The sequence below is a fragment of the Ostreiculturibacter nitratireducens genome (genome assembly GCF_032670585.1).
Classification (GTDB): domain Bacteria; phylum Pseudomonadota; class Alphaproteobacteria; order Rhodobacterales; family Rhodobacteraceae; genus Ostreiculturibacter; species Ostreiculturibacter nitratireducens.
The window spans coordinates 446189-470847 of sequence record NZ_JAVQHL010000002.1; the positions used below are offsets into that span (position 1 = coordinate 446189).

General features: G+C 67.4%; 21 protein-coding genes. 12 read left to right on the forward strand and 9 right to left on the reverse strand.

What is annotated here, in order from left to right; genetic code table 11:
* Positions 1 to 33: 33 nt before the first annotated feature.
* Complete coding sequence (locus tag ABCN56_RS09440; protein ID WP_343080556.1) at positions 34 to 1191, reverse strand: phosphoserine transaminase; 1158 nt, start codon at positions 1189 to 1191, stop codon at positions 34 to 36.
* A gap of 152 nt (positions 1192 to 1343) precedes the next feature.
* Here ABCN56_RS09440 and serB point away from each other — a divergent pair, with 152 nt between their 5' ends.
* Together serB and ABCN56_RS09450 are read left to right on the forward strand one after the other, a co-directional pair.
* Positions 1344 to 2216: a phosphoserine phosphatase SerB gene (gene serB / locus ABCN56_RS09445; RefSeq protein ID WP_343080557.1), complete on the forward strand. Its 873-nt coding sequence runs from the start codon at positions 1344 to 1346 to the stop codon at positions 2214 to 2216.
* Between the two features lies 1 nt (position 2217).
* On the forward strand, positions 2218 to 2976 hold the full coding sequence (locus ABCN56_RS09450) for a TSUP family transporter (protein ID WP_343080558.1): 759 nt from the start codon (positions 2218 to 2220) through the stop codon (positions 2974 to 2976).
* Positions 2977 to 3048: 72 nt separating this feature from the next.
* On the opposite strand, the gene ABCN56_RS09455 is transcribed toward ABCN56_RS09450, so the two are convergent.
* Entirely contained in the window at positions 3049 to 4041 is a 993-nt protein-coding gene (locus ABCN56_RS09455; protein WP_343080559.1) for an asparaginase, read from the reverse strand.
* 206 nt (positions 4042 to 4247) lie between these two features.
* Between ABCN56_RS09455 and ABCN56_RS09460 the strand changes: the two genes are divergently transcribed.
* Together ABCN56_RS09460 and rlmN are read left to right on the forward strand one after the other, a co-directional pair.
* Positions 4248 to 4742 (forward strand): invasion associated locus B family protein, encoded by a 495-nt coding sequence (locus tag ABCN56_RS09460; RefSeq protein WP_343080560.1) that lies wholly within the window; start codon positions 4248 to 4250, stop codon positions 4740 to 4742.
* 115 nt (positions 4743 to 4857) lie between these two features.
* A complete protein-coding gene (gene rlmN, locus ABCN56_RS09465; protein WP_343080561.1) occupies positions 4858 to 6042 on the forward strand; it encodes a dual-specificity RNA methyltransferase RlmN in 1185 nt (394 codons plus the stop codon).
* A 6-nt stretch (positions 6043 to 6048) separates the two neighbouring features.
* Here the strand turns inward: rlmN and ABCN56_RS09470 are convergent, their stop codons facing one another.
* On the reverse strand, positions 6049 to 7161 hold the full coding sequence (locus ABCN56_RS09470; protein ID WP_343080562.1) for an acyltransferase family protein: 1113 nt from the start codon (positions 7159 to 7161) through the stop codon (positions 6049 to 6051).
* Between the two features lie 131 nt (positions 7162 to 7292).
* Positions 7293 to 8099: an LOG family protein gene (locus tag ABCN56_RS09475; protein WP_343081464.1), complete on the reverse strand. Its 807-nt coding sequence runs from the start codon at positions 8097 to 8099 to the stop codon at positions 7293 to 7295.
* A gap of 88 nt (positions 8100 to 8187) precedes the next feature.
* On the opposite strand from ABCN56_RS09475, the gene dapD reads away from it, so the two are divergent.
* Both dapD and ABCN56_RS09485 read left to right on the forward strand, forming a co-directional pair.
* Positions 8188 to 9015 (forward strand): 2,3,4,5-tetrahydropyridine-2,6-dicarboxylate N-succinyltransferase, encoded by an 828-nt coding sequence (dapD, locus tag ABCN56_RS09480; protein WP_343080563.1) that lies wholly within the window; start codon positions 8188 to 8190, stop codon positions 9013 to 9015.
* Between the two features lie 189 nt (positions 9016 to 9204).
* Positions 9205 to 10710 carry a nitrilase-related carbon-nitrogen hydrolase gene (locus ABCN56_RS09485; RefSeq protein ID WP_343080564.1) on the forward strand — a complete coding sequence of 502 codons (1506 nt, stop codon included), beginning with the start codon at positions 9205 to 9207 and terminating at the stop codon, positions 10708 to 10710.
* A gap of 161 nt (positions 10711 to 10871) precedes the next feature.
* On the opposite strand, the gene ABCN56_RS09490 is transcribed toward ABCN56_RS09485, so the two are convergent.
* The gene (locus ABCN56_RS09490; RefSeq protein ID WP_343080565.1) at positions 10872 to 11708 is read right to left on the reverse strand and encodes a class II glutamine amidotransferase; all 837 of its coding nucleotides are present in this window, start codon (positions 11706 to 11708) and stop codon (positions 10872 to 10874) included.
* Between the two features lie 181 nt (positions 11709 to 11889).
* On the opposite strand from ABCN56_RS09490, the gene ABCN56_RS09495 reads away from it, so the two are divergent.
* The 6 genes from ABCN56_RS09495 to ABCN56_RS09520 all read left to right on the forward strand — a co-directional run bounded on the left by ABCN56_RS09495 (position 11890) and on the right by ABCN56_RS09520 (position 19228).
* Positions 11890 to 13362: a preATP grasp domain-containing protein gene (locus tag ABCN56_RS09495; RefSeq protein WP_343080566.1), complete on the forward strand. Its 1473-nt coding sequence runs from the start codon at positions 11890 to 11892 to the stop codon at positions 13360 to 13362.
* Between the two features lie 53 nt (positions 13363 to 13415).
* On the forward strand, positions 13416 to 13745 hold the full coding sequence (locus ABCN56_RS09500; protein ID WP_343080567.1) for a hypothetical protein: 330 nt from the start codon (positions 13416 to 13418) through the stop codon (positions 13743 to 13745).
* 70 nt (positions 13746 to 13815) lie between these two features.
* Entirely contained in the window at positions 13816 to 14973 is a 1158-nt protein-coding gene (dapE, locus tag ABCN56_RS09505; RefSeq protein ID WP_343080568.1) for a succinyl-diaminopimelate desuccinylase, read from the forward strand.
* A gap of 34 nt (positions 14974 to 15007) precedes the next feature.
* Positions 15008 to 15652: a TIGR04282 family arsenosugar biosynthesis glycosyltransferase gene (locus ABCN56_RS09510; protein WP_343080569.1), complete on the forward strand. Its 645-nt coding sequence runs from the start codon at positions 15008 to 15010 to the stop codon at positions 15650 to 15652.
* On the forward strand, positions 15609 to 17873 hold the full coding sequence (gene rnr / locus ABCN56_RS09515) for a ribonuclease R (protein WP_425466091.1): 2265 nt from the start codon (positions 15609 to 15611) through the stop codon (positions 17871 to 17873). The genes ABCN56_RS09510 and rnr overlap by 44 nt, the downstream gene beginning before the upstream one ends.
* Before the next feature lie 71 nt (positions 17874 to 17944).
* Positions 17945 to 19228, forward strand: a complete 1284-nt coding sequence (locus ABCN56_RS09520; RefSeq protein WP_425466092.1) for a lytic murein transglycosylase — start codon at positions 17945 to 17947, stop codon at positions 19226 to 19228.
* A 16-nt stretch (positions 19229 to 19244) separates the two neighbouring features.
* Here the strand turns inward: ABCN56_RS09520 and ABCN56_RS09525 are convergent, their stop codons facing one another.
* The 4 genes from ABCN56_RS09525 to ABCN56_RS09540 form a co-directional block, all read right to left on the reverse strand.
* A complete protein-coding gene (locus ABCN56_RS09525; RefSeq protein WP_343080570.1) occupies positions 19245 to 19799 on the reverse strand; it encodes a DUF6647 family protein in 555 nt (184 codons plus the stop codon).
* A 28-nt stretch (positions 19800 to 19827) separates the two neighbouring features.
* On the reverse strand, positions 19828 to 22689 hold the full coding sequence (locus ABCN56_RS09530) for an error-prone DNA polymerase (protein WP_343080571.1): 2862 nt from the start codon (positions 22687 to 22689) through the stop codon (positions 19828 to 19830).
* An 83-nt stretch (positions 22690 to 22772) separates the two neighbouring features.
* A complete protein-coding gene (locus ABCN56_RS09535; protein ID WP_343080572.1) occupies positions 22773 to 23258 on the reverse strand; it encodes an RNA pyrophosphohydrolase in 486 nt (161 codons plus the stop codon).
* Between the two features lie 54 nt (positions 23259 to 23312).
* The gene (locus ABCN56_RS09540; protein WP_343080573.1) at positions 23313 to 24656 is read right to left on the reverse strand and encodes a S41 family peptidase; all 1344 of its coding nucleotides are present in this window, start codon (positions 24654 to 24656) and stop codon (positions 23313 to 23315) included.
* Positions 24657 to 24659: the final 3 nt, after the last annotated feature.

The following is a 24659-nucleotide window of genomic DNA, read 5'->3' on the forward strand; positions in this document are numbered from 1 at the left end:
CGGAACAGCCGGGAGGGCGGCGACGGCTTCTGTTCAGGCCGCGGTCTTGATCGCGGCGATCTCGGCCCCGAAGGCCCAGTCGATCCAGGGCATCAGCGCCTCTACATCGGCCGTCTCGACCGTCGATCCGCACCAGATGCGTATGCCCGGAGGCGCGTCGCGGTAGGCACCGACGTCATAGGCGACGCCTTCCTTCTCCAGCCGCTTCGCGACCGCCTTGGCGAAGGCCGCGCCGTCTGTGATGCGGGGATCGGTGAACTTCAGGCACACCGAGGTGGTCGAGGCCGTCGCCGGATCCACGGCGAGGTTCTCGATCCAGTCGCGCCTGGCGACGAAGTCCGCGATCACGGCGGAGTTCGCCTCCGCCCGCGCGATGAGCGCCGGCAGGCCGCCGATCGATTTCGCCCATTTGAGCGCCGCGAGATAGTCCTCGACCGCGAGCATGGAGGGCGTGTTGATCGTTTCGCCCACGAAGATGCCTTCGATGAGCTTGCCGCCCTTGGTCATGCGGAAGATCTTCGGCATCGGCCAGGCGGGGGTGTAGGATTCGAGCCGTTCGACCGCGCGGGGCGACAGGATCAGCATCCCGTGCGCCGCTTCGCCGCCCAGCACCTTCTGCCAGGAGAAGGTGACGACATCGAGCTTGTCCCACGGCAGGTCCATCGCGAAGGCGGCCGAGGTCGCGTCGCAGATCGTGAGGCCTTCGCGGTCGGCCGGGATGGCGTCGCCGTTCGGAAGCCGCACGCCCGAGGTCGTGCCGTTCCAGGTGAAGACCACGTCCTTGTCGAAGTCGACTTCCGCGAAGTCGACGATCTCGCCGAAAGTCGCCTTGCGCACTGTCGCGTCGAGTTTCAGCTGCTTGACCGCATCCGTGACCCAGCCCTCGCCGAAGCTTTCCCAGGCGAGCATCTCGACGGGGCGCGCCCCGAGGAGCGACCACATCGCCATCTCGACCGCGCCGGTGTCGGAGGCGGGGACGATGCCGATGCGGTAGTCGGCGGGAACGCCGAGGATTTCGCGGGTGAGGTCGATCGCCTCCTTCAACTTCGCCTTGCCGATCGCGGCGCGATGCGAACGGCCCAGGGGCGCGTCAGCGAGAAGGTCCAGCGAGTATCCGGGGATCTTGGCGCAGGGGCCGGAGGAGAAGCGCGGATTTGCCGGCCGCGCGGCCGGGGTAGTCGGGTCTGTCATGGTATCCTTCCAGATATACGCCCCTCGTTGGGGAGGGGTGTCCCACCGCCGCACATACGCCTCGTCGGGCACTGGCACAAGGTGGAAAATCGCGCTATTGCGCCGCATCGCCCGTTTTTTGCGACATGCAGCCCAGACGATCGGAACCCCCCATGTACATCGCCACGCTTCTTGCCAGCCCCGCCCGCGCGGACCTCGGTCGCGCCATAGTGGAAAGCCTGCGCGATGCCTGGGGTGGTGGCGAGGCGCGATGGCTGAACCCCGGAATCGCGGCGGAATTCGCCATGCCCGTGATCCCTGCGAATCGGTGGGAGGCCTGGGAAGGGCTCCAGGGGCTCGGCGTCGACCTCGTCGTGCAGGAGGAGGACGGGCGCCGGAAGGCGATGCTGATCGCCGACATGGATTCGACCATGATCGGGCAGGAATGCATCGACGAGCTCGCCGACCTCGCCGGCGTCGGGCCGCGCGTGGCCGAGATCACCGCGAGGGCGATGAATGGCGAACTCGATTTCGAGGGTGCGCTGACCGAGCGTGTGGGGCTGCTGAAGGGCCTGCCGGAAAAGGTCATCGACCAGGTCCTCCGCGAGCGGATCACCTACACGCCCGGGGGGCGGGAACTTATCGCGACGATGAAGGCGAACGGCGGCCATACCGTGCTAGTCTCGGGCGGGTTCACCAACTTCGCCGAGGCGGTCGCGGCGCATCTGGGTTTCGACGAGACGCGGGCGAACACGCTTCTGATCGAGGACGGGAAGCTCACCGGCAAGGTCGCGCAGCCGATCCTGGGGCGGGAGGCGAAGATGGCGACGCTCAGGGAGGTGAGCGGGCGGCTCGGCATCAGGCATGACCGCGTGATGGCAGTGGGTGACGGGGCGAACGACCTGGGCATGCTGGGGCTCGCGGGAGCGGGCGTGGCGCTCCATGCGAAGCCCCGCGTCGCGGCGCAATGCGACATCCGCGTGAACCACGGCGATCTGAGCGCGCTTCTCTACATCCAGGGCTACACTGTGGACGAGTTCGCCTGAATTGCTCGAAGTATCGCTGGACCTCGCGGCCTTCCTTATCGCTGCGGCCTTCGCGGCGGGTTTCGTCGACTCGATCGCCGGCGGCGGCGGGCTCATCACGGTTCCCGCGCTTCTCCTCGCCGGGGCTTCGCCGGTCGAGGCGCTATCCACGAACAAGGTGCAAGGCACCTTCGGCGCGGCAACGGCGGCGATTGCCTACGCCCGGGCGGGGCACGTGAACCCGCGCCGTCAGATCGGCGCGGCCGCGCTTGCCTTCGCGGCAGGCGTGGCGGGGGCGCTTCTGGTGTCGGTCCTGCCGACCGGCGGCCTGCGCCTCGCGCTTCCGGTCATCCTGATCGGCATCGCGGCCTTCTTCGCGCTGAAACCGGGGCTCAACGACCTCGACCGGGCGGAGCGGATCCGGCCCGCCGCCTTCACCGCCTTCGTCGTGCCGCTGATTGGTTTCTATGACGGGCTCGTCGGGCCGGGCACCGGCGCTTTCTTCATGATCGCCTTCGTGACGCTCGCGGGCTACGGGGTCCTCAGGGCCACGGCGCACACGAAGCTTCTGAACTTCGCCTCGAATCTCGGCGGCCTCGCCGCCTTTGCGGCGCAGGGCGCGCCCTGGTGGGTGATCGGGCTCTGCATGGGCGCGGCGCAGATCGCCGGGGCCCGGATCGGGTCGCGACTGGCGATGCGGGCGGGCGCGCGCATCATCAAGCCGCTCCTCGTGGTGACGTCGACGGCCCTCGCACTGCGGCTCATCTGGCAGATGTTGTGACAGGGGCGGTGGCGCAGGGGAAGTCTTGCCCCCGGGCGGCCCGAAGGACACCGGGGCCGGAATAGGGAACGGTCAGCAGAACCCGGGGGCGCGGCGGAGCTCGCTGGTGACGATGCCGCGCCAGTTCGTGAGCGGGCCGGACAGGAGCTTGTCCGCGACCGGATGACCGGGGTCGAGAACGCCGAGGCGGATCAGGATCGCGGTGATCGCCGCTTCCGAGGCGCGTGTGGCGCCGTCGATGATCTTCAGCGCGACGCCCAGTTTCTGCTCCGGCAGGATCGCCACGAAGACGGCCTCGGCGCCGGTCTTGACCGCGACGCTGCCGCCCATCGCACGCATGAGCTCCGTGCAGGCGCGGCCTTCGCCGGCGACGAGTTCGGGGAAGGCGGTCATGGCCCGGGTAAGCCGGTGCGCCGCGCGGGCGCGGGTGTCCCCCGCGTCGGAGGCTTGAGCGAAGAAGGCCATCGCGCGGGCGAGGCCGTGGACGGACGTCGCGAAGTTCGGGGCCGAGCAGCCGTCGATCCCGAAGCCCGGCGAAGGTTCGCCTGTCACCTCCTCGAAGACGGCGCGCACGGTGAGCTGCACCGGATGGGTCGGGTCCACGTATTCCGGGCCGGCGCCGAGATGCTTCGACAGGGTAAGGAAGCCCGCGTGCTTGCCCGAGCAGTTGTTGTGGATCTGGCAGGGCTCGGTATCCGCGCAGACAAGTTCCTTCCTTGCATCCGGGTCGTAGGGAAGATGCGCGCCGCAGCGCAGGTCCCTTTCAGTCAGGCCGATGTCCGCAAGCCAGCGCGCCACCTTGTCGGTATGAATCTTCGCGCCTCCATGACTCGCGCAGGCCAGCGCGAGCTGCGCGTCGGTCAGACCCGCCGCCTCGGCCGCGCCGCTTTCGATCAGGGGCAGCGCCTGGATCATCTTGCAGGAGGATCGCGGAAAGATCACCGCCTCCGGGTCGCCCCAGGCGTCCACGATGCTGCCGTCGGGGCGGCAGATGACGGCGTGGCCGGCATGGGCGCTTTCCAGCCTTCCGCCGCGCCAGAGTTCGATCATCGGATGTGCGGACATCGGCGGGCCTCTGAAATTGTGCGAAAAGCCGCCAATGGGCTTTTTCGGCGGGGCACTTTTGCGTTACACATGGCGTATCGGGTTGAAACGGCGTATTCCATCGGAAAAGGTGCGACAAAGCACGGGGGACGCCGACGAGAGGCAGGAACGGGCTGGAGGCTTTGGCAAGAATGGCATTGAACAACTGGCGTGGCATTGCGGCCACTATGATCTTGTTGGCTGGAACGGCTCCCGGCTTTGCGCAGGAGACGACCAATCGCGTCGCGGCCAAGACCGACTGGAGCGTCTTCGTCGAGGCGGATCCCAAGGAGTGCTGGGGCGTCTCGGCCCCGAAGGAAACCGTGAACACAAAGGACGGTCAGGTCGTCGCCGTGCGCCGAGGCGACATCCTTCTGTTCGTCACCTACCGTCCGGATTCTGGCACTGTCGGCGAAGTTTCCTTCACCGGCGGCTATCCGTTCGCGGACGGATCGACCGTGTCCATGCAGGTGGACGGGCAGAGCTTCGACCTGTTCACGGACGGGGAATGGGCCTGGGGCGCTTCGCCCGACGAGGACAAGAAGATCATCGAGGCCATGAAGGTCGGGTCGTCGGCCATTCTGACCGCGCGCTCGTCTCGCGGCACGCAGACGAAGGACACGTTCTCGCTGCTCGGGTTCACCGCAGCGATGGAGGAGGCCGAGAAGCGCTGCACGGAGTGATGCTGGCGCCAAGGACACGAAGGCCCCGGACGCGCCGCGACCGGGGTTTTTTCATGCCCTGTTCCGTTTGCGGCACGAATCCCATATAAGGGCGAGCTTCCACGAGGACCGACCCATGACCGACGCCACAGCGCCCATCACCCAGGATGTGCTGACGCTTCCCCGGAAACTGCCGGAGGGAGACCGCATGAACCTCGTCGGTCTGACGCGCGATCAGCTGCGCGAGGCTCTGATCGCGGCGGGAACGGCCGAGAAGCAGGCGAAGATGCGCGTGGGCCAGATCTGGCAGTGGATCTACCACTGGGGCGTGCGCGATTTCTCGGCGATGACGAACCTCGCCAAGGACTACCGGGCGATGCTGGCCGAGAAGTTCACGATCGACGTGCCCGAGATCGTGTCGAAGCAGGTTTCGGCCGACGGGACGCGGAAATACCTCCTGCGCATCGCCGGCGGGCACGAGGTCGAGACGGTCTACATTCCCGAAGAGAATCGGGGGACGCTCTGCATTTCCTCGCAGGTGGGTTGCACGCTGACCTGTTCCTTCTGCCACACCGGCACGCAGAAGCTTGTCCGCAACCTCACGGCGGGCGAGATCGTGGGCCAGGTGATGGTGGCACGCGACGACCTCGGCGAATGGCCGGAGCCGGGCGCGCCGAAGGACGAGACGCGGCTCGTGTCGAACATCGTGCTGATGGGCATGGGTGAACCGCTCTACAACTTCGAGAACGTCCGCGACGCGATGAAGGTCGTCATGGACGGCGAGGGGCTGAGCCTGTCGCGCCGGCGGATCACGCTTTCGACCTCTGGCGTCGTGCCGGAGATCGCGCGCGCGGCGGAAGAGATCGGCTGCCTTCTGGCGGTGTCCTTCCACGCCACGACGGACGAGGTGCGCGACAAGCTGGTGCCGATCAACAAGCGCTGGAACATCGAGACGCTTCTGAACGCGCTCAGGGAATACCCGCGCCTGTCGAACTCGGAACGGATCACCTTCGAATACGTGATGCTGAAGGGCGTGAACGACACGGACGAGGATGCCAAGCGGCTGGTGAAGCTGATCCGTGGCATCCCAGCGAAGATCAACCTGATCCCCTTCAACGAGTGGCCCGGCGCGCCCTATCAGCGGTCGGACTGGGAGCGGATCGAGGCTTTCGCGGATATCGTCTACAAGGCGGGCTACGCCTCGCCGATCCGGACCCCGCGGGGCGAGGACATCATGGCGGCCTGCGGGCAGCTCAAGTCCGCGACGGAGCGGGCGCGCAAGAGCCGGGCGGAGATCGCGGCGGAAGCCGGGCTGGGCTGAGGCGCCTCAGATCACGGCGCGGACGGGCGGGATGCGGCGGAGCGCGGCCGTGAGGGCGAAGCTGATCACGATGGCCGCGGCGCTGACGATCGCGAATTTCGCGAGCGCCGTGAGTGCGAGGTCCACGATCGCGATCTGCAGCGCGACCACGATGAACACGTGGATCAGGTAGGCGCCGTAAACATTTCCTTCGAGCCGGGTCAGCCATGGCCCAGGACGGTCCAGGAAGCGCCGGAACAGGGCGAGGAGCCCGAGGATAATTCCCACGCAGACGAAGGCTTCGAAGAAGCCCCAGATCAGGTTCATGTCGAGAAACCCGGGCAGGGGCAGAACTCCGTAGTCGAAGAGGCCCGCGAGGAAGAGCGCCGCGAGCCCGATGAGGAAGACGGCAGAAGCGGTGCGCCCCGGCAGTTCGGTGAACCACCGCACGCGTGCCGCGACGATGCCGATGACGAAGAGGCTCGCATATTGCGGCAGGTGCGCGGGTTCGGCCGGGATCAGCCAGAAGAGCCGGACCCATGCGTCCTGCGGATAGATGGTCCGAACGAAGACGGAAACGAGCGCGAGCGCCAGCGCGTAACCGAGGATCACCCCCAGTCCCAGGGGCGGAGGCCCGTGATCCGGGCGAGGAGCAGGGGCGACAAGGCGCCAGGCCGCGTAGAGGACCGCGTAGAGGAGAAGGTGCGCGACGAACCAGAGCGGGCCGAATTCGAGGTCGAGGCGGCCGAAATAGTCCTGGATCAGGAACGCGGAGAAGCTCTTCGGCGGTTGCGAGAATGCGTAGACCGTGATCGGGAACAGGATCCCGGTGAAGACGAGAAGGGGGATGCCAAGGCGGACCAGGCGCGCCTTCAGGAAGGCGGCGGGGCCCTTCCGGTCGAAGCTCGCCTCCGTGAAATACCCCGAGATCAGGAAGAAGAAACCCATGAAGAACGCCGCGTTGATCCCGAAAAAGGCCCCGAGGATCCCGGTATTCGCCGGGTCGCTCACGGGCCACTCGCCGCCCGTGGGGCCGTAGGGCTGGCCCGCGTGATGTGCGATGACGAGCGAAGTCAGGAAGACCCGCAGCCATTGCACGAAGTGCAGGCGCTCCGAAGGAGTTGCAGACGTCGCGGCCATGTCACCACCCACTCAGCAGCGCACCCGCGGCGGTCAGGCAGTGCATTTCGCCGCGTCCCGCGCCGGAGCGGCAACGATCGGGCGAAAGCACGTTCCCGGCCATGACCTGCGTCAATTGCAGCCGGTGGGGCCTAGCATGCCTCTTTCCATTCGGCGATTATCTTGGCGGCTTCCTCTGCCGTCTCGACGTAGCTGAAGAGCTCCACGTCGCCAGCCGAGATCGTGCCCGCGTCGACGAGCGCCTGCCAGTTGATGACCTTTTCCCAGAAGTCCCGCCCGAACAGCAGGAAGGGAACCCGCTTCATCCGCCGCGTCTGGATGAGCGTCAGGCTTTCGAACATCTCGTCCATCGTGCCGAAGCCGCCGGGGAAGATGCAGATCGCCTTTGCGCGCATCAGGAAATGCATCTTGCGGATCGCGAAGTAGTGGAAGTTGAAGCAGAGGTCGGGCGTCACGTATTCGTTGGGCGCCTGTTCGTGCGGCAGCACGATGTTCAGACCGATCGAATGCCCGCCGGCCTCATGCGCGCCGAGGTTGCCGGCCTCCATGATCCCCGGGCCGCCGCCCGTCACGATGACATGTTCCCGCCCGTAGCTTTCGAGGCTCTTTTCGGTCATCAGCCGGGCAAAGCGACGCGCCTCCTCGTAGTAGCCCGCAAGGGGCGATGGTCCGGACCCGTCATCGGGCCGAACGCGCGCGCTGCCCATGAGGACGATCGTCGACTCGATCCCGCGCTCGTCCATGATCATCTGCGGCTTCAGAAGCTCGAGCTGCAGCCGGACGGGTCGAAGCTCCTCCCGCATGAGGAATTCCCGGTCCGCGTAGGCCAGACGGTAGGCCGGGGCGCGTGTCTGGGGCGTGTCGGGAATGCGCCCCGCCGCTTCGGCATCCTCGATGCTGTGGCGGAACGAATGCTGTCTGCTTGCCTCGTCGTTCATCTTCCGCTCCTCGCGCGCATTGCGCCACTGCTGGTCCCGGTCTATAGGCTCGTCCCCGACGAAGCCACCGGAAACACGAGGAAGAGCCATGTCGAACGCCGAGCTCGAAGCCGCCATCGAAGCCGCCTGGGAGGTGCGCGACACGATCACCCCCGCAACGAAGGGCGAGGCCCGCAACTCGATCGAGGCGACGCTCGCCGCGCTCGACACCGGCAGCCTGCGGGTGGCCGAACGGCAGCCGGATGGAAAATGGCACGTGAACCAGTGGGCGAAGAAGGCCGTTCTTCTCGGCTTCCGCCTGAAGGACATGTCGCAGCACCACGGCGGGCCGCAGGGCGGCTCCTGGTGGGACAAGGTCGATTCCAAGTTCGCCGGCTGGGGCGACACCGAATGGCGCAAGGCAGGCTTCCGCGCGGTGCCGAACTGCATCGTGCGCCGGTCGGCCTACATCGCGCCGGGCGTGGTCCTGATGCCGTCCTTCGTGAACCTCGGCGCCTACGTGGACGAAGGCACGATGGTCGACACCTGGGCCACGGTCGGCTCCTGCGCGCAGATCGGCAAGAACGTGCACCTGTCCGGCGGCGTCGGCATCGGCGGCGTGCTTGAGCCGATGCAGGCTGGCCCGACCATCATCGAGGACAACTGCTTCATCGGCGCGCGTTCCGAAGTCGTCGAGGGCTGCATCGTGCGCGAGGGCTCGGTCCTCGGGATGGGCGTGTTCATCGGCAAGTCCACGAAGATCGTGGATCGGGAAACCGGCGAGGTCATGTACGGCGAAGTGCCGGCGGGATCGGTCGTCGTCGCGGGGTCGATGCCGTCGAAGGGCGGGGTCAACCTCTACTGCGCGGTGATCGTGAAGAAGGTCGACGCCCAGACGCGTTCGAAGACCTCGATCAATGAGCTCTTGCGCGACTGACGGGGCCAGGAGGGCCAGACTTGCGCGCACCCCGCGGCAAGGCGGGACGGTCGCCAAGGTCAGATTGACAGAGGTCAATGCCTCTCGGCACTGCTCGGGCCAAGTTAGCTTGGCTGGCGGGTAGACAGCGCAGGCGCGCCTTCCCCAAGGGACCGCGCCTCGAAAGGCCGCTGAAAGGAGAGGTTACGGATGGCGACAGCCTCACGGATCTCGCGCAGTGCAGGCTTTCCCGAAGCCGCCGGGTGTTTCGTCCTCGGCTTCGGGCTCTTCATGTTCTGCCGACGCAGCGATTTCCTGCCCTACGTCCCGGTGACGATCATCGTCGCGCCGATCCTGATCCTGCGCTTCAGCCGGGTGCTGCCGTTCCTGCGCTCAAGTCTGCTGACCACGCTGGGCTTCGTTCTCGCCTTCAACATCGCCCTGTGGGGCGTCTTCGACATGGGCGATCCGGCGCTGAGTCTCGTGTTCAACGCCGTCCGCTCGACGATGATCGCGCTCCTATATGCGCTGCCCTATGTCGTCGATCGCGCCATCACGCCCCGGCTCGGAAAGAACCTATATACTTCGCTGGTTTTCCCGGCCGCGGTGACCGCGGTCATGTTCCTCGCCTCGCTCGAGCCGCCCTTGAACGGCACCCAGGCGAAGAACGTCTTCGCCACCGCGCCGCTGCCGCTGCTTCAACTCTATGCGCTGACCGGGCTTTGGGGCTTTGTATTCCTATGGTCCTGGCTGGCGGCCTGCGTGAATCACGCTTGGGAACGCGGCTTCGCGCGCCGCCCGACCCTTGCCGCCGCACTGGCCTTCGTGATCGTCGCCGGGGGGCTCTTCGCCTGGGGCGGTCTGCGGCTTCTGACGGCGCCCGAGGTCCCGACGGTCCGGCTCGCGGCCGTCGTGATGCCAGCCGAGGAGGGCGGCATCGTCACGATGACGCAAGTATTCGAGGACCGAATGACGTCGCCCTACGAGCCCACGATGGCCGTGATCGAGGCGATGGCCGCCGAGGCCGCGCAAGGCGGCGCGAAGATCGTGGCCTTCTCGGAATTCTCGATCATCGTGAGCGAGGCGGACAACGATCGCGCCCGCGCGGCCTTCTCCCGTATCGCTGCCGAAAACGGGGTCTGGCTGGCACTGCCCTATGCCTGGGTGCCGGAAACCGGCAAGGGCCAGAACCGGCACATGCTGTTCGACGACACCGGCGCCATCCGGGCGGACTACCAGAAGCGTTTCCTCCTGGGCCTGGGGGACATGGGCGAAACCGCCGTCTTCGAGAAGGGGGCCGAGGTGATCCAGACCGCCGACAGCCCCTTCGGCCGCATCGCTGTCTCGATCTGCCGCGACATGAGCTTCCCCCGCTTCGCACTTCAGGCGGGCCGGGCCGGGGCCGATCTCATGCTCACGGGTTCGCACGAGTTCCCCAAGGGCATCACCCTCAACGATCCCTACCGCTCGGTCGAGAGCGGCTTTACCCTGGTCCGGCCTACGTTTGACGGCATCACCTACGCGATGGATCCCTATGGCCGCGTGCTGGCGCAGATGGACAAGGGGACGGGCCAGCCAGGGATAATGTTCGCCGACGTGCCGATGAAGGGCGTACGCACCCTCTACGCCCGCTTCGGCGACTGGCTCGGCTGGCTCTCGGTTGCAGCGATCCTCGTCTTCGCGGTCATGGCGCTTTTCGCCAGGAGGCAGAGGTAAACCCGCGACCGCGGGAACGCGCCACGACTGACGGTCGCCGCGACGTCGTCAGGCGACGAATTCAAAGCTTGCCGGAGGATGAGCGAAACCGTGGTTCGTGTCCGCTTCGTCCGCGTCGTGGACGCCGTCGCGCACCGAGGTGCGGAAGCCCCGACCTCGCCTCAGGCCAGGACCTCATCCACGCAGCCCGCGATCGATTCTGCATCGAGGTAGAAGAACTCGTCGACGGAGTAGACGGTGCCGTCCGGGACCTCCCGCCAGTTGTCGTCGGTGATCGGTTCGGACGCGATCTCCACCGCGCGGTAGTCGGTCTTGGGCTCGTGGTGCACGTGGCTCTTGCCGCAGATGGGGCAGACGAAGACGCTTTCCCGCGTCAGGTGCCAGAGCGTGCGGCCGAGGCGCGAGCCGACGAAGAACTGCCCGTCCGTCAGGATCACGTTCAGCCCGATCTTCGCGTCCGGGTCGACCTCGGCCGACCATTCGACGATCCGGCTCAGTGCCTTGCCGACCAGCCTGCGCAGCGACGCGTTCGGGTTCCGGTAATGAAGGCTCAGGATGTAATAGAAGATGTGCTCGCTGTCGGTGGTGCCGCGGATGTCGTTCCGGAACATCCGCTCGATTTCGGGCATCATCCGGTCGCGGACCTTCAGGAAGTTCGGGATCGTGCCATTGTGGGCGAAGATCCAGGGGCCGTGGCTGAACGGGTGGGTGTTCTCGATCGATGGTTCGCCAACGGTGGCGCGGCGCACGTGGGCGATGACCGTATGGGCGTAGACCCGCGCTGCGGCCTTTGCGAAATGCTCGCCGTGAAAGGCGGCCCAGGTCTGCTTTTCGACCAGCGGAAGCCCGTCGCGATAGTCGGCCACGCCCCAGCCGTGGCCATGCATCAGCCCCTCCATGTCCTGGCGGCTCTGACGCATCAGCGCGTTCTGGGCGTTGACGAGGCTGCATTCGACCCGGGTGGGTTCGTTCGAGCGCATCGCGTAAAGGCGGCACATCGATTTGTTCCCTTATTGCGCGAATCCTTCCTACCGTCATCCGACAGTCGGGCGCATTGAGCCGGATCAAGACGCGGCGCCTGCGATTCTGGCAGATTGCCTTTCATCGCGCGGCGTTCCGCGCGCACGAACACCGAACACCAAGGACCGATCTGCCGGGCACTTCAGAAAGGAAGGTGGATTGCATCGGCTCGCCATAGTTCCCCGGCGCCAGCCCGAGCCAAGCGCCGCCGGCCTCGAGAGGATCGCGCGCCTTGCGTCCGGCATCCTTGCCGCAGAGCCGCGCATTGGCGAGGTGGAGCCCTTCGGCCCCAACGTCCGCCAGGGCCTCGGCGAGGGGATGGCGATCTTTCTCGGAGACGCCGCCGAGATACGCCTTCTCTCAGTCCCGGGCGAGGTGCATCACGACTACCGGCTGGTCTGGCTTGCCCGGTCGGGCGACACTGCGGTCATCGGCGGGCCGGCGAGCGCCGAGTTCGAGGACTACCAGCGGCAGACCCTCGGGGAGCCCGGGGTCCGCTACCTGCATGTGGAGACCGAGCGGAACGGGATCAGGCGGCCCGCGCCCATCGTCTGCCTGAAGGAAGAGAGCGTGTACCGGCGCCTTTGCGGGATCTGCTCGGGGCAGGACGACATCACTCTGATGCCCCACATTTCCACCGGCACGATCTGGGGCCTGGCGGCGCAGCTGGCACGCGACACGGGCGCGCGGGTGAACGTCGCGGGCTCGCCGCCGCTCCTGACGCGGAGGGTAAACGACAAGCTCTGGTTCGGCGACATCGTCAGCCGCCTGCTCGGCGCGGCGGCTATCCCGGAGAAACGTTCGGCCTTCTGCGGCTCGGCTCTGGTGCGCCACGTGATCGATCTTGGCGGAAAATGGGACCGGCTGGTCCTGAAGGTCCCCGACAGCGCCGGGTCGGCCGGGAACGTCCTCGTACAGATGGAGGAGTTGCGCGGATTGCGCCCCGGCGAGGTCCTTGCGGAACTTCGCGCCCGGGTCGATACGCTCGGCGCCGGCATCCCCTATCCCCTCGCAGTCGAGGTCTGGGACGCGAACGTGCTTTCAAGCCCATCTGCGCAGCTCTGGATCCCGCGCCCCGAGGATGGGCCGCCCCTGTTCGAAGGGATCTACGAACAGATCCTCGAAGGCGAGCAGAAGGCGTTCGCCGGGGCCGCCATGGCAATGCTTCCGCCGGATCTGGAGGAGGTGTTCTCCGTTCAGGCGATGGAGATCGCCGTCCTGTTCCAGAAGCTCGGCTATTTCGGCCGGTGCAGCTTCGACGCCATCCTGACGGGGCCGTCGATCGAGAAGGCGAGGATTCTCTGGGTCGAGTGCAACGGGCGTTGGGGTGGCGTTTCGATCCCGATGTCCCTGGTGAACCGACTTCCCGAGCGCGACCGCTTCGCCGCCCATGTCATCGTGCAGGAAAAGGGGCTGGAGGAACGGCCACTGCGCTTCGCCGTCGCCCGGCGCATCGTCGAGGAATATGAGCGGGAACGGAACGGCGACATTCAGCTGATCCTTCTCAGCCCCGGCGTTCTGGAAGCGGGGCGGGGCGTTCACCTGCTAGTGCGGGCGGCCACGCGCGAGGCGGCCCTCGAGACCTCGCGCGAGGTCATGGCCCGGCTGCGGGCGGCGGGCCAAATCGGTTGACAAGAGCCGCGTGGCGGCGCACCCCCGGCACGGGTCGGAGATCGGGAGATCACATGAGCGGCAAGGAGAAGCGCCCGCAGGAAGTCTACACCCTGCTGGTCGAGGTTGGCCGGAAGGCTGGCGACGGGCTGCCCAAGGGCGCGACCGGAGCGGCGATCCTCTGCTACGCCTCGGGCGTCGACGAGGCGGAGGCCGTGCGCGAGACGGTGGCGATCCTGAAGCAGGCCGACCTCGCGCCCCTGGATGTCACGGGTTACGGCACGTTGGCGGAACGTGAGGCGCAGGGCCACGAGATCGGGCCGGAGGAACGGGCGCTGATGGACCGCGCGCTCGAAGAAAACGCGGTCATCGTGGCGCAGATGGATCCCTTCTTCGACAAGTGAGAGCCCGGCTCGCGGCGATTGCGCTTGCCATGCCGCAGGGCTAGGTCTGGCCCGACAGGAGGAGTTCCCCATGACCGCTCGCCATGACCCCGTCGATCCCGTCGCGCTGACCGCGAACCTGATCCGCTGCCCCTCGGTCACGCCCGAGGAGGGCGGGGCGCTGGTGCTGCTGGAACGGCTCCTTTCGGACGCGGGGTTCGAATGCGCCAGGGTGGACCGTAACGGGACCCCGAACCTCTATGCCCGCTGGGGCCAGAAGGGCGCGAACCGCGCGTTCGGGTTCAACGGGCATACGGACGTCGTGCCGGTGGGCGACGCAGCCTCCTGGACGCGCGATCCCTTCGGCGGCGATATCGTGGATGGCTGGCTCTGGGGCCGGGGCGCGACCGATATGAAATCGGGCGTCGCGGCATTCGCGGCGGCGGCGGTGGACTTCGTCCGCGAAACGCCCCCCGACGGCGCGGTGATCCTGACGATCACCGGCGACGAGGAAGGGCCCGGCAAGGACGGGACGGTCGCGATCCTCGACTGGATGGCAGAGAACGGCGAGCGGATGGACGTCTGCCTTGTCGGCGAACCGACCTGCCCGGAGCGGCTCGGCGACATGATGAAGATCGGGCGCCGTGGCTCGATGACCGCGTTCTTCACCGTGAAGGGCGTGCAGGGCCATGCCGCTTATCCGCACCGGGCGAACAACCCGTTGCACGCGCTGGTGCGGCTTATGGACCGGCTCACCGCGCATCCGCTGGACGGCGGGACCGACCACTTCGACGCCTCGACGCTGCAGATCACGACGATCGACTGCGGCAACCCGGCCTCGAACGTCATTCCCGCGAAGGCGAGCGCGACGGTCAACATCCGGTTCAACGACGCGCACTCCTCCGCGAGCATCACGGAACGGCTCAAGGCCGAGGTCGCGAAGATCGAGGCGGAGACGGGCGTCGACGTCGTCTTGCGCGTCGAGGTTTCGGGCGAAAGCTTCCTGACGCCGCCCGGACCGCTTGTCGATCTCGTGAAGGCGGCGGTCGAGGCGGAAACGGGCGAGACGCCGGTCCTCTCCACCTCGGGCGGCACGTCGGACGCGCGCTTCGTGAAGGATCACTGCCCGGTCGTGGAATTCGGCCTGGTCGGCAAGACCATGCACCAGGTCGACGAACGGGTGGAGGTCGCCCAGATCGAGAAGCTGAAGGCGATCTATGGCCGGATCCTTGCGGATTACTTCCGGTAGGAAGCGACCGGCGACAAGGCCTCGCCTTGTCGTCATGGTCAAGGAACCGCGCGCCGGGCGGGTGAAGACGCGGCTCGGGCGCGGGATCGGGATGGTGGCCGCTGCCTGGTGGTTCCGGCGTCAATCCGCACGGATCCTGCGCGAGGTTCGTGACCCGCGATGGGACACCGTTCTGGCCGTCAGCCCCGATGCCGAGGGCATGAACAGCCGCGTATGGCCCCGCGACCTGCCGCGCGTCCCGCAAGGCAAGGGCGACCTCGGCGCGCGCATGGGTCGGATCTTCCGACGTTTTCCGCCGGGCCCCGTCGTGATCGTCGGGGCGGACATTCCCGGGCTGCGGCGGGCCCATGTGGCGGCGGCCTTCGCGGCGCTTGGACACTCCGCCGCCGTCGTCGGGCCAGCCGAGGATGGGGGCTACTGGCTCATCGGGTTGAAGCGCTTGGCGAGGCCCCCCGCCGGGCTCTTTCGGGGCGTCAGATGGTCCACGCGCCACGCGCTTGCGGACACGCTGGCGACCCTGCCCGGCCCCGTGGCCTTCGTCGATACGCTCGCCGACGTGGACGAGGCCGCGGACCTCGTCGGGGCGCGGCAGACCCGCCTTGCAGATGGCGGGTCGAATGCGCATGTGATAGCAGATGAAAATGACAAATACCCTTCCCACAAAAGACCAGATCCTTGAGTGGATTGCCGACAACCCCGGGTCCTCGGCCAAGCGCGACATCGCCAAGGCGTTCGGCATCAAGGGCGCGGTGCGGATCGAGTTGAAGCGCCTTCTCAAGGAGCTGGAGGCGGAAGGCCAGCTCGAGCGCCGCCGCAAGAGCTACCGCGACCCGGAGAAGCTGCCGCCCGTCACGATCCTGTCGATCCTGCCGCCTGACCGCAGCGGCGACCAGTTCGCCCGGCCGCTGGAATGGCAGGGCGAAAGCCCGGAGCCGCGCGTCCTCTTCATGCCGCGGAAGGCGGACGCCCCGGTGGCGGAAGGCGACCGGATCCTCGCCCGCGTGATCGAGGTCAGGGGCGAGGACTACCAGTACGAAGCCCGCCTGATCCGCAAGATCGGCCAGAACCCGCACAAGATCCTCGGCATCTTCCGCAAGGAGACCGAGGGCGGCCGTATCGTGCCGATCGAGAAGGGCGCGGAAAAGGAATGGCGCGTGGCGAAGGACGCCACGCAGGGCGCAAAGGACGGGGAGCTTGTCGAGGCCGAACAGGTCGGGCCGAAGGACCGTCTCGGCCTGCCGAAGGCTCGGATCATCGAACGGGTCGGCGACCCGTCGGCGCCGAAGGCCGTGTCGCTGATCGCGATTCACCAGCACGGCATCCCGGACGAATTCCCCGACGAGGCCATCGACGAGGCGGACAAGGCGAAGCCCGCGCCCCTGGGGGACCGCGAGGACCTGCGCCACCTGCCCTTCGTGACGATCGACCCCTCGGATGCGCGCGACCATGACGACGCCTGCTTCGCCCATGCCGATACCGATCCGAAGAACGAGGGCGGCCATATCGTCTGGGTCGCGATCGCGGACGTCGCGCATTTCGTCACGCCGCAATCCGCGCTCGACCGAGAGGCCCGTCGGCGTGGCAACTCCACCTACTTCCCCGACCGCGTCGTCCCGATGCTGCCCGACCGCTTGTCGGGCGATCTCTGTTCGCTGCACGAGGGTGTGCCGCGCCCGGTGATCGCGGCCTGGATGAAGCTTGACGCCAAGGGCCAGAAGATCGGCCACCGCTTCACCCGCGCCATGATCAAGTCCGTGGCCTCTCTGAACTACGGCGAGGTGCAGGAGGCGCGCGACGGGCACCCCAACGACCGCTGCGCCGACCTCATGGAGGAGGTGATCGACCCCCTCTACGAGGCCTATGAGGCGACGAAGAAGGCCCGCGCGATGCGCCAGCCCCTCGACCTCGACCTGCCGGAGCGGAAGATCGAGCTGTCTGAGGACGGCCATGTCACCTCGATCGCGATCCGCGAACGGCTCGACGCGCACCGCCTGATCGAGGAGTTCATGATCCTCGCCAACGTCGCGGCCGCCGAGGAGCTGACCCGGATGCGCCGCCCGCTTCTCTTCCGGGTGCACGAAGAGCCGTCGCCGCTGAAGCTGGATGCTCTGCGCGAGGTGGCGGAGGCTTCCGGATTCACGCTCGCCAAGGGACAGGTGCTGAAGACGTCGCACCTGAACCGGCTGCTGGCTCAGGCCGAGGGCACGGAATTCGACGAGCTTTTGAACATCACGACGCTCCGGTCGATGACGCAGGCCTATTACCACCCCGAGAATTTCGGGCATTTCGGGCTGGCGCTCAGGTCCTACGCGCACTTCACCTCGCCGATCCGGCGCTATTCCGACCTGGTCGTGCACCGGGCGCTGATTTCGGGGCATGGCTGGGGCAAGGACGGTCTTTCGGCGCAGGACATCGAGACACTCGAGGAAACGGCCGAGCATATCTCGGAAACCGAGCGTCGCAGCATGACGGCCGAGCGCGACACGACCGACCGCTATGTCGCGGCCTACCTGACCGACCGCGTTGGCAGTGAATTCACCGGCCGGATCAACGGGGTCGCCCGGTTCGGCGCCTTTGTGAAGCTCGACGAGACCGGGGCGGACGGGCTGATCCCGATCCGATCCATCGGGCGGGAGTTCTTCCACTTCGATCCGCACAGCCAGACGCTGATGGGCGCGGACACGGGCACTGTAATCGGGATCGGCCAGCGCGTGACCGTGCGGCTCGCCGAGGCGGTGCCGGTGACGGGGGGCGTCATGCTGGAACTCCTCTCGATCGAGGGGCGCGACATGCCGGGCGGCGCGTCGAAGAAGCGCGGCCGGCCCGTGCGGCGCAAGCCCGGAAAGGCCAAGGCCAAGGCCGAAAAGGGAAAACGCAAGGTCTCGCGCAGCCGCCGCTGATGCCTTTGCCCGAACCGGTTTTCGCGCTATCCTTTGCGCAACAACGGCGGGCAAACGCGAGCAGGTGTACCATGAAGCTTGGGATCAGGGCCTTGGCGCTGGCAGTGGCAGTGCTTCCGGGCGTTGCCGGGGCCGGCCCGGTCGAGAGGTCTCCGCGCCCGGAGGCGCGGCCGGGAGGAATCATGCAGGACATGACGAGCCAAGGCGGGCCGGAGCGGCTGACCCTCGCCACGGCGAACCAGGGCTTCGACCGGTGGATCGCGGGCTTTCGGGGCCGCGCGATGGCCCAGGGCATCAGCGCGCGGGTCTTCGACCGGGCGTTCCGGGGCGTGTCCTACAATACCAACGTGATCCAGAAGGATCGCAACCAGTCCGAGTTCACCAAGACGATCTGGGAATACCTCGACAGCGCCGCGTCGGATTCGCGGATCAGCAATGGCAAGGAGGCGCTCAGGAAGCACCGCAAGGTGCTCGAGCAGATCGAGGCGCATTACGGCGTCGACAAGGAGGTCGTCGTCGCGGTCTGGGGGCTCGAAAGTGCCTATGGCGAGTTCCGGGGCAACATCCCGGTAATCGAGGCCCTGGCGACGCTCGCCTATGACGGACGGCGTGGCTCCTTCTTCGAAAGCCAGCTCATCGCGGCGCTGAAGATCGTCCAGGCGGGCGACGTGGCGCCGGAGCGGATGACGGGAAGCTGGGCGGGTGCGATGGGGCACACGCAGTTCATCCCGACCTCCTATCTTTCCTTCGCGGTCGACTTCACCGGCGATGGCAGGCGCGACATATGGTCCGACAACCCCACCGACGCGCTGGCTTCGACCGCGGCCTACTTCGCCCGCTCGGGTTGGCAGAGGGGCCGGCCCTGGGGGGTCGAGGTCCGCCTGCCGTCGAATTTCGATTTCGGGCTGACCGGCGACCGGGTCAAGAAATCGCCCGCGGAGTGGGCGGCGCTCGGCGTGCGCGGGGTAGATGGACGGCCGGTCCCGAATCATGGCGCCGCCTCGATCCTCTTGCCCGGCGGCGCGCGCGGCGCGGCCTTCATGATCTTCAGGAACTTCCACGTGATCGAACGTTACAACGCCGCCGACGCCTACGTGATCGGGGTCGGGCACCTGTCCGACCGGATCCGGGGCGGCGCGCCGATCCAGGCGTCATGGCCGCGTGGCGACCGGGCGCTGCTGTTCGCGGAGCGGAGGGAGTTGCAGGAACGGCTCCAGGCCGCGGGCTTCGACCCGGGCGGGGTGGACGGCAAGATCGGGCCCAACACGATTTCGGCGGTCAAGGCCTTCCAGCGTTCGATCGGGATGCTGCCCGACGGCTATGCGAGCCTCGAGATACTGAACCGGCTCCGGTGAGCCTGCGCGGACTGTTCTACGGGTGCACCTCCGTGGGGCAGCGTGCTCGCAGGTAGATATCGAACCAGTCCCAATCGACTGTCAGGCCGTGTTCGCGCAGGTATCTGGCCTGGATGCCGTAGGCGCCGATCTCCAGCGCCTGGTAGCAGGGCCATTCCCTGCTTTCGAGCTGCACCCAGTGGAAAAGCTCGTGCACCAGCACGGCGCGGTCGCGGGGTGCTTCGGCGGACCATGGCAGGACGAGGTAGATGCTTCGCGCCGAAGGGTCGTAGGCGGCGCGCATGTCTTGCTCGACGACGAATTCGGCCTTGCCGTAATGGACGTGCTCCCCTTCGTGGCAGAAATTGACCTCCGGCGGTTCCGTGATCAGTGCGGAGACATCGTACTGGCTGTTCTCGCCGATCCAGAGCGTCAATTCGCGAACGAGGGCCGGATCGACCGTCCCGGCGGCGGGAAGCGGTGGTTCCTGTGGGTCCACGTGGCATTCGGGCGTCTGTGCTGCGGCCGGTGTCGCGATGGCTTGTGCGAGCATGAGCGCGAGCGGGACGGCCGCAGCCCGTCGGAACTTCACTCTCATGTCCGTGGGCATCTGTCTCCCGTCAGGCGGTCTCTCGCTTCGGGCGCAGGGTCGCATCCCGGACGGGCGGGGGCAAGCCCGGCGTGAGGATGTGCCGCAGAAGCGCCAGCGGATGGGTGCGCAGCGTCAGGCGCATCCCGACGTAATCCTCCACGACCTCCTCGCCCTCGCTCATCCGGGCGAGGTGGACGGCGGGCTCCACGATCCCCTCGCCGTCGATGTCACCCGCGAAGAGGGGCAGGGGTTCGTCGCCGGTGACGGCGCGCGCGGCCCAGAGCGCCTCGCGGCGGGTCAGGCCGAGCGAAGCGAAGGCGTCGGCCTCGGCCAGAAGCGCGAGCGTGCGCGGGGTGACGCCCGCCCGCCGCCAGACATCCTCGGCCGCCGTGTAGCCGTTGCCGCGCGCCGCCGCGATCCAGTCCGCTTCCTCCTCGCGCATGCCGCGCAGCTGCCGGAATCCGAGCCGCAGCGCGAGCCCGCCCTTGCCGTCGGGTTCCATCACGTTGTCCCAGTAGCTCGAATTGATGCAGACGGGCCGAACGGTCACGCCATGCTCGCGCGCGTCGCGGACGATCTGCGAAGGCGCGTAGAAGCCCATCGGCTGCGAGTTGAGCAGCGCGCAGGCGAAGATGCCGGGATGGTGCCGCTTCAGCCAGGCCGAGGCATAGACCAGAAGCGCGAAGGAGGCGGCGTGGCTTTCGGGAAAGCCGTAGCTGCCGAAGCCCTCGATCTGGGCGAAGCAGCGCGCGGCGAAGTCGGGGTCGTGACCGTTCGCGGCCATGCCCGACATGAAGCGGTCGTGGAATTCGCTGACCGACCCGTGCTTCTTGAAGGTGGCGAGCGACCGGCGCAGCCGGTCCGCCTCTTCGGGCGAAAAGCCCGCGCCGATGATCGCGATCTGCATCGCCTGTTCCTGGAACAAGGGGACACCCAGCGTCTTGCCCAGGACCTTGCCGAGTTCGTCGGAGGGAAAGGTCACCTTCTCCTCCCCCCGGCGGCGGCGGAGATAGGGATGGACCATGTCGCCCTGGATGGGGCCCGGACGGATGATCGCGACCTGGATCACGAGGTCGTAGAAGCTCCGGGGCCGCATCCGGGGCAGGAAGTTCATCTGCGCCCGGCTTTCGACCTGGAAGACGCCGAGGCTGTCGGCCTTGCAGAGCATGTCGTAGACCGCCGGATCCTCGGGCGGGAGCGTGGCGAGGGTGTAGCTCGTCCGGTGGTGCTGCTGGATCAGGTCGAAGGCCTTGCGGATGCAGGAAAGCATCCCCAGGGCCAGCACGTCGACCTTCAGTATCTTCAGCGCGTCGATGTCGTCCTTGTCCCAGGGGATGACGGTGCGGTCCTCCATCCGCGCGTTCTCGACCGGGACGAGTTCGTCGAGTCGTCCCTCGGTGATGATGAAACCGCCCACGTGCTGGGAGAGGTGGCGGGGAAAGCCCTGGATTTCCGCGATGATGTCGAGCGTCAGCCTGAGCCGCCGGTCGGCCGGGTCGAGGCCGATCTCGCGCAGCCGCTTCTCGTCGAGTTCGCCGCCCTTCCAGCCCCAGATCTGGCCGGACATGGCCGAGAGCGTATCCTCCGACAGGCCCATCGCCCGGCCCACCTCGCGCACCGCGCGCTTGCCGCGGTAGTGGATCACCGTGGCGCAGAGTCCGGCGCGGTGGCGGCCGTAGCGTTCGTAGATGTGCTGGATCACCTCCTCGCGCCGCTCGTGTTCGAAATCGACGTCGATGTCGGGGGGCTCGTCGCGGGCCTCCGAGACGAAGCGTTCGAAGACCATCGTGCCGATCTCGGGCGAGACGGAGGTGACGCCGAGGCAGTAGCAGACCACCGAGTTGGCCGCCGACCCCCGCCCCTGGCAGAGAATGCCGCGCGAGCGGGCGAAGGCGACGATGTCGTGGACGGTGAGGAAGTAGGGCTCGTACCTGAGCTTCGAGATGAGCGCGAGTTCGTGGTCGAGCATCGCCCGCACCCGCTCCGGCGCGCCGGAAGGGTAGCGCCAGCGCAGGCCCGCACGGGCGAGGCGTTCGAGGCGGCGGGCGGGGGTTTCGCCATCGGCGATCTCGGAGGGGTATTCGTAAGAGAGTTCGTCGAGCGAGAAGGAGAGGCTTTCGGCGATCTCTCCAGCCCGGTGCACGGCATCCTCGTGTCCCTGGAAGAGGCGCAGCATCTCGGATTCGGAACGCAGCCGCTCCTCGGCATTGGCGAGCGCGGCGCGGCCGAGATCGTCCACCCGCACGCCTTCGCGGATCGCGGTCAGGACGTCGGCGAGACGGCGGCGGGAGGCGTGGTGCATCAGCGGCCGGGCGGAGGCGACGGTGGGCAAGCCCAGCCGTTCCGCAAGCGCGGCGAGCCGGGCGAAGCGGGTGCCGTCCTGCCCGTCGTAGCGCGGCGCCATCAGGAGCGCAGCGGAACCGGGGCCGAGGCGGCGCGCGAGCCTTTGCGCCAGCGGCAGCCACGCGCCCGCGCCGCCCGTCACCGCCAGCGCCCCTGTCGGCGGATGCAGGAGGAGGCGTATCCCCTCCGCCCAGGCGAGGAGGTCGTCGGGTCCGAGGTCGCATTCCCCCTTCTCGGCCCGGAGCCGGCCGAGCGAGAGAAGCCGGCAGAGCCGTCCCCAGGCCGCCCGGTCGCGAGGAAGCGCCGTGAGGGTGAAGCCGTCGCGGAGCCGGATGAGTGCCGCGGGAAGAAGACGCGGCGGGGTATCCCCGTTCCGGGCGATCTCGCGCCCCGCGACATGGGCGCGGACGATGCCCGCGACGGAATTCTCGTCGGCGATGGCGAGCGCCGGGAGGCCAAGCTCGGCGGCGCGGGCCATCAACTCTTCGGGGTGCGAGGCCCCGGTGAGGAAGGTGAAGTTCGAGGTGGCGGAGAGTTCAGCGAACATGGCGCGATAATATTCACGTTTTGTTCTATTTTCGAGTCCTCTGCGTGACGCTTTTCTGGCTGCGCGCACGGGGCCGGGGCGGCTCAGGCCAGGTGGTCGCGGAAGGCGTCGACCACCTCGCCATAGACCTTGCGCTTGAAGGGGACGATGGCGGCGAGCATCTCGTCGGCCGTGACCCAGCGCCAGGTCGAGAACTCGGGGTGTTCAGTCTCGATGTCGATCTGGTCGTCGGTGCCCTTGAAGCGGAACAGGAACCAGCGCTGCTTCTGACCGCGGAACCTGCCGCCCCAGACCTTGCCGACGAGATCGTCTGGCAGGTCGTAGGTGACCCAGTCCGGCGACTTCGCGACGAATTCGACGAGGTCGGACGTCACGCCGGTCTCTTCCCAAAGCTCGCGGAGCGCCGCGGCGCGGGGCTTTTCGTCCTTGTCGATCCCGCCCTGCGGCATCTGCCATGCGGGCTGCTCGGTGTCCTTGCGCTGGCCGGCGAAGATCCGGCCCTCGCCGTTCATCAGAACGACGCCGACGCAGGGGCGATAGGGAAGGCGGGAAATCTCTTCCGGGGTCATGGACGGTCTCGCGGCGGGGTGAACGGGAGCCGGCGGACCGGCTCCCTCGCGGGGTCACTCGGCCGGCTGGATCGCCGACAGGCCCTTCAGGATGTCGATCGCGTAGGCGAGCTGGTAATCCTCCTCGCGCAGCTTCGCGGCTTCCTCGGCGCGGGCCTGTTCCTCTTCGGCCTGACGCTTCTCGTCCTCGGTCATGGAGTCGTTCGTCAGCGAGCCACGCAGGTCGGCTTCCGACCGCGACCGCGTCGCGGCGCTTTCCTCGGACTCGTCGGTCTCGTCCGCCGGGCGCACCGTGGGTTGCTGCACGACGATGTCGGGCGCGATGCCGAGCGCCTGGATCGAGCGGCCGGACGGCGTGTAGTAGCGCGCCGTGGTCAGGCGCATGGCGCCTTCGCCCTTCAGCGGCATCACGGTCTGGACCGAGCCCTTGCCAAAGCTCTTCGTGCCCACGACGATCGCGCGACGGTGGTCTTGCAGCGCGCCGGTGACGATTTCCGAAGCCGAGGCAGAGCCGCCGTTGATCAGCACGACGATCGGCTTGCCCTCGGCGAGGTCGCCCGGTTCGGCGTTGAAGCGTTCGCTGTCGCCCGGGTTGCGGCCGCGGGTGGAGACGATCTCGCCCTTGTCGAGGAAGGCGTCCGACACCGCGATGGCCTGGGTCAGGAGGCCGCCCGGGTTGTTGCGAAGGTCGAGGACGAAGCCATTGACCTTGTCCATGCCGCCGGCTTCCTCGACCACCTTCTTCAGCCCTTCCACGAGGTTCGGGTAGGTCTGGTCGTTGAAGGTAGTCACACGCAGGACGACCGTGTTGCCCTCCAGACGCGTGCGCACGGCGGTCAGCTTGATCGTGTCGCGGATGATCGAGACGTCGAATGGTTCATCGATGCCCTCGCGGACCACGGTGATGATGATCTCCGAGCCCACCGGCCCGCGCATCATCTCGACCGCCTGGTCGAGCGTCAGGCCAAGGACGCTTTCGCCATCCACGTGGGTGATGAAGTCGCCCGCCTGCATCCCGGCCTCGGCCGCGGGCGTGCCGTCGATCGGAGAGACGACCTTCACGAAGCCCTCTTCCTGCGTGACCTCGATCCCGAGACCGCCGAATTCGCCGCGCGTCTGAACGCGCATGTCGTCGAAGGCGTCGGGCGGCAGGTAGCTCGAATGCGGGTCGAGCGAGGTCAGCATTCCGTTGATCGCCGCCTCGATCAGCGCCTTCTCGTCCACCTCCTCGACATATTGCGCGCGGATGCGCTCGAAGATGTCACCGAAGAGGTCGAGCTGTTCGTAGACCGAAGTGGTCTTCGCAGCCTCCTGCGCGATCAGTGGCCCGGCGAACTGGGTCGTCACCAACGTCCCGGCCAGGGTGCCGCCCAGGAGGGCCATCATGTATTTCCGCATCGT

What these genes read in the sequence shown, in the direction of transcription:
- ABCN56_RS09535 (WP_343080572.1), bottom strand. Translation starts at nt 23,258, where the DNA reads ATGACCCCGGAAGAGATTTCCCGCCTTCCCTATCGCCCCTGCGTCGGC.
- ABCN56_RS09540 (WP_343080573.1), bottom strand. Translation starts at nt 24,656, where the DNA reads ATGCGGAAATACATGATGGCCCTCCTGGGCGGCACCCTGGCCGGGACG.
- dapD (WP_343080563.1), top strand. Translation starts at nt 8,188, where the DNA reads ATGTCGAACGCCGAGCTCGAAGCCGCCATCGAAGCCGCCTGGGAGGTG.
- ABCN56_RS09460 (WP_343080560.1), top strand. Translation starts at nt 4,248, where the DNA reads ATGATCTTGTTGGCTGGAACGGCTCCCGGCTTTGCGCAGGAGACGACC.
- ABCN56_RS09470 (WP_343080562.1), bottom strand. Translation starts at nt 7,161, where the DNA reads ATGGCCGCGACGTCTGCAACTCCTTCGGAGCGCCTGCACTTCGTGCAA.
- ABCN56_RS09455 (WP_343080559.1), bottom strand. Translation starts at nt 4,041, where the DNA reads ATGTCCGCACATCCGATGATCGAACTCTGGCGCGGCGGAAGGCTGGAA.
- ABCN56_RS09530 (WP_343080571.1), bottom strand. Translation starts at nt 22,689, where the DNA reads ATGTTCGCTGAACTCTCCGCCACCTCGAACTTCACCTTCCTCACCGGG.
- dapE (WP_343080568.1), top strand. Translation starts at nt 13,816, where the DNA reads ATGACCGCTCGCCATGACCCCGTCGATCCCGTCGCGCTGACCGCGAAC.
- ABCN56_RS09490 (WP_343080565.1), bottom strand. Translation starts at nt 11,708, where the DNA reads ATGTGCCGCCTTTACGCGATGCGCTCGAACGAACCCACCCGGGTCGAA.
- serB (WP_343080557.1), top strand. Translation starts at nt 1,344, where the DNA reads ATGTACATCGCCACGCTTCTTGCCAGCCCCGCCCGCGCGGACCTCGGT.
- ABCN56_RS09440 (WP_343080556.1), bottom strand. Translation starts at nt 1,191, where the DNA reads ATGACAGACCCGACTACCCCGGCCGCGCGGCCGGCAAATCCGCGCTTC.
- ABCN56_RS09500 (WP_343080567.1), top strand. Translation starts at nt 13,416, where the DNA reads ATGAGCGGCAAGGAGAAGCGCCCGCAGGAAGTCTACACCCTGCTGGTC.
- ABCN56_RS09475 (WP_343081464.1), bottom strand. Translation starts at nt 8,099, where the DNA reads ATGAACGACGAGGCAAGCAGACAGCATTCGTTCCGCCACAGCATCGAG.
- rnr (WP_425466091.1), top strand. Translation starts at nt 15,609, where the DNA reads ATGAAAATGACAAATACCCTTCCCACAAAAGACCAGATCCTTGAGTGG.
- ABCN56_RS09485 (WP_343080564.1), top strand. Translation starts at nt 9,205, where the DNA reads ATGGCGACAGCCTCACGGATCTCGCGCAGTGCAGGCTTTCCCGAAGCC.
- ABCN56_RS09510 (WP_343080569.1), top strand. Translation starts at nt 15,008, where the DNA reads ATGGTCAAGGAACCGCGCGCCGGGCGGGTGAAGACGCGGCTCGGGCGC.
- rlmN (WP_343080561.1), top strand. Translation starts at nt 4,858, where the DNA reads ATGACCGACGCCACAGCGCCCATCACCCAGGATGTGCTGACGCTTCCC.
- ABCN56_RS09520 (WP_425466092.1), top strand. Translation starts at nt 17,945, where the DNA reads ATGAAGCTTGGGATCAGGGCCTTGGCGCTGGCAGTGGCAGTGCTTCCG.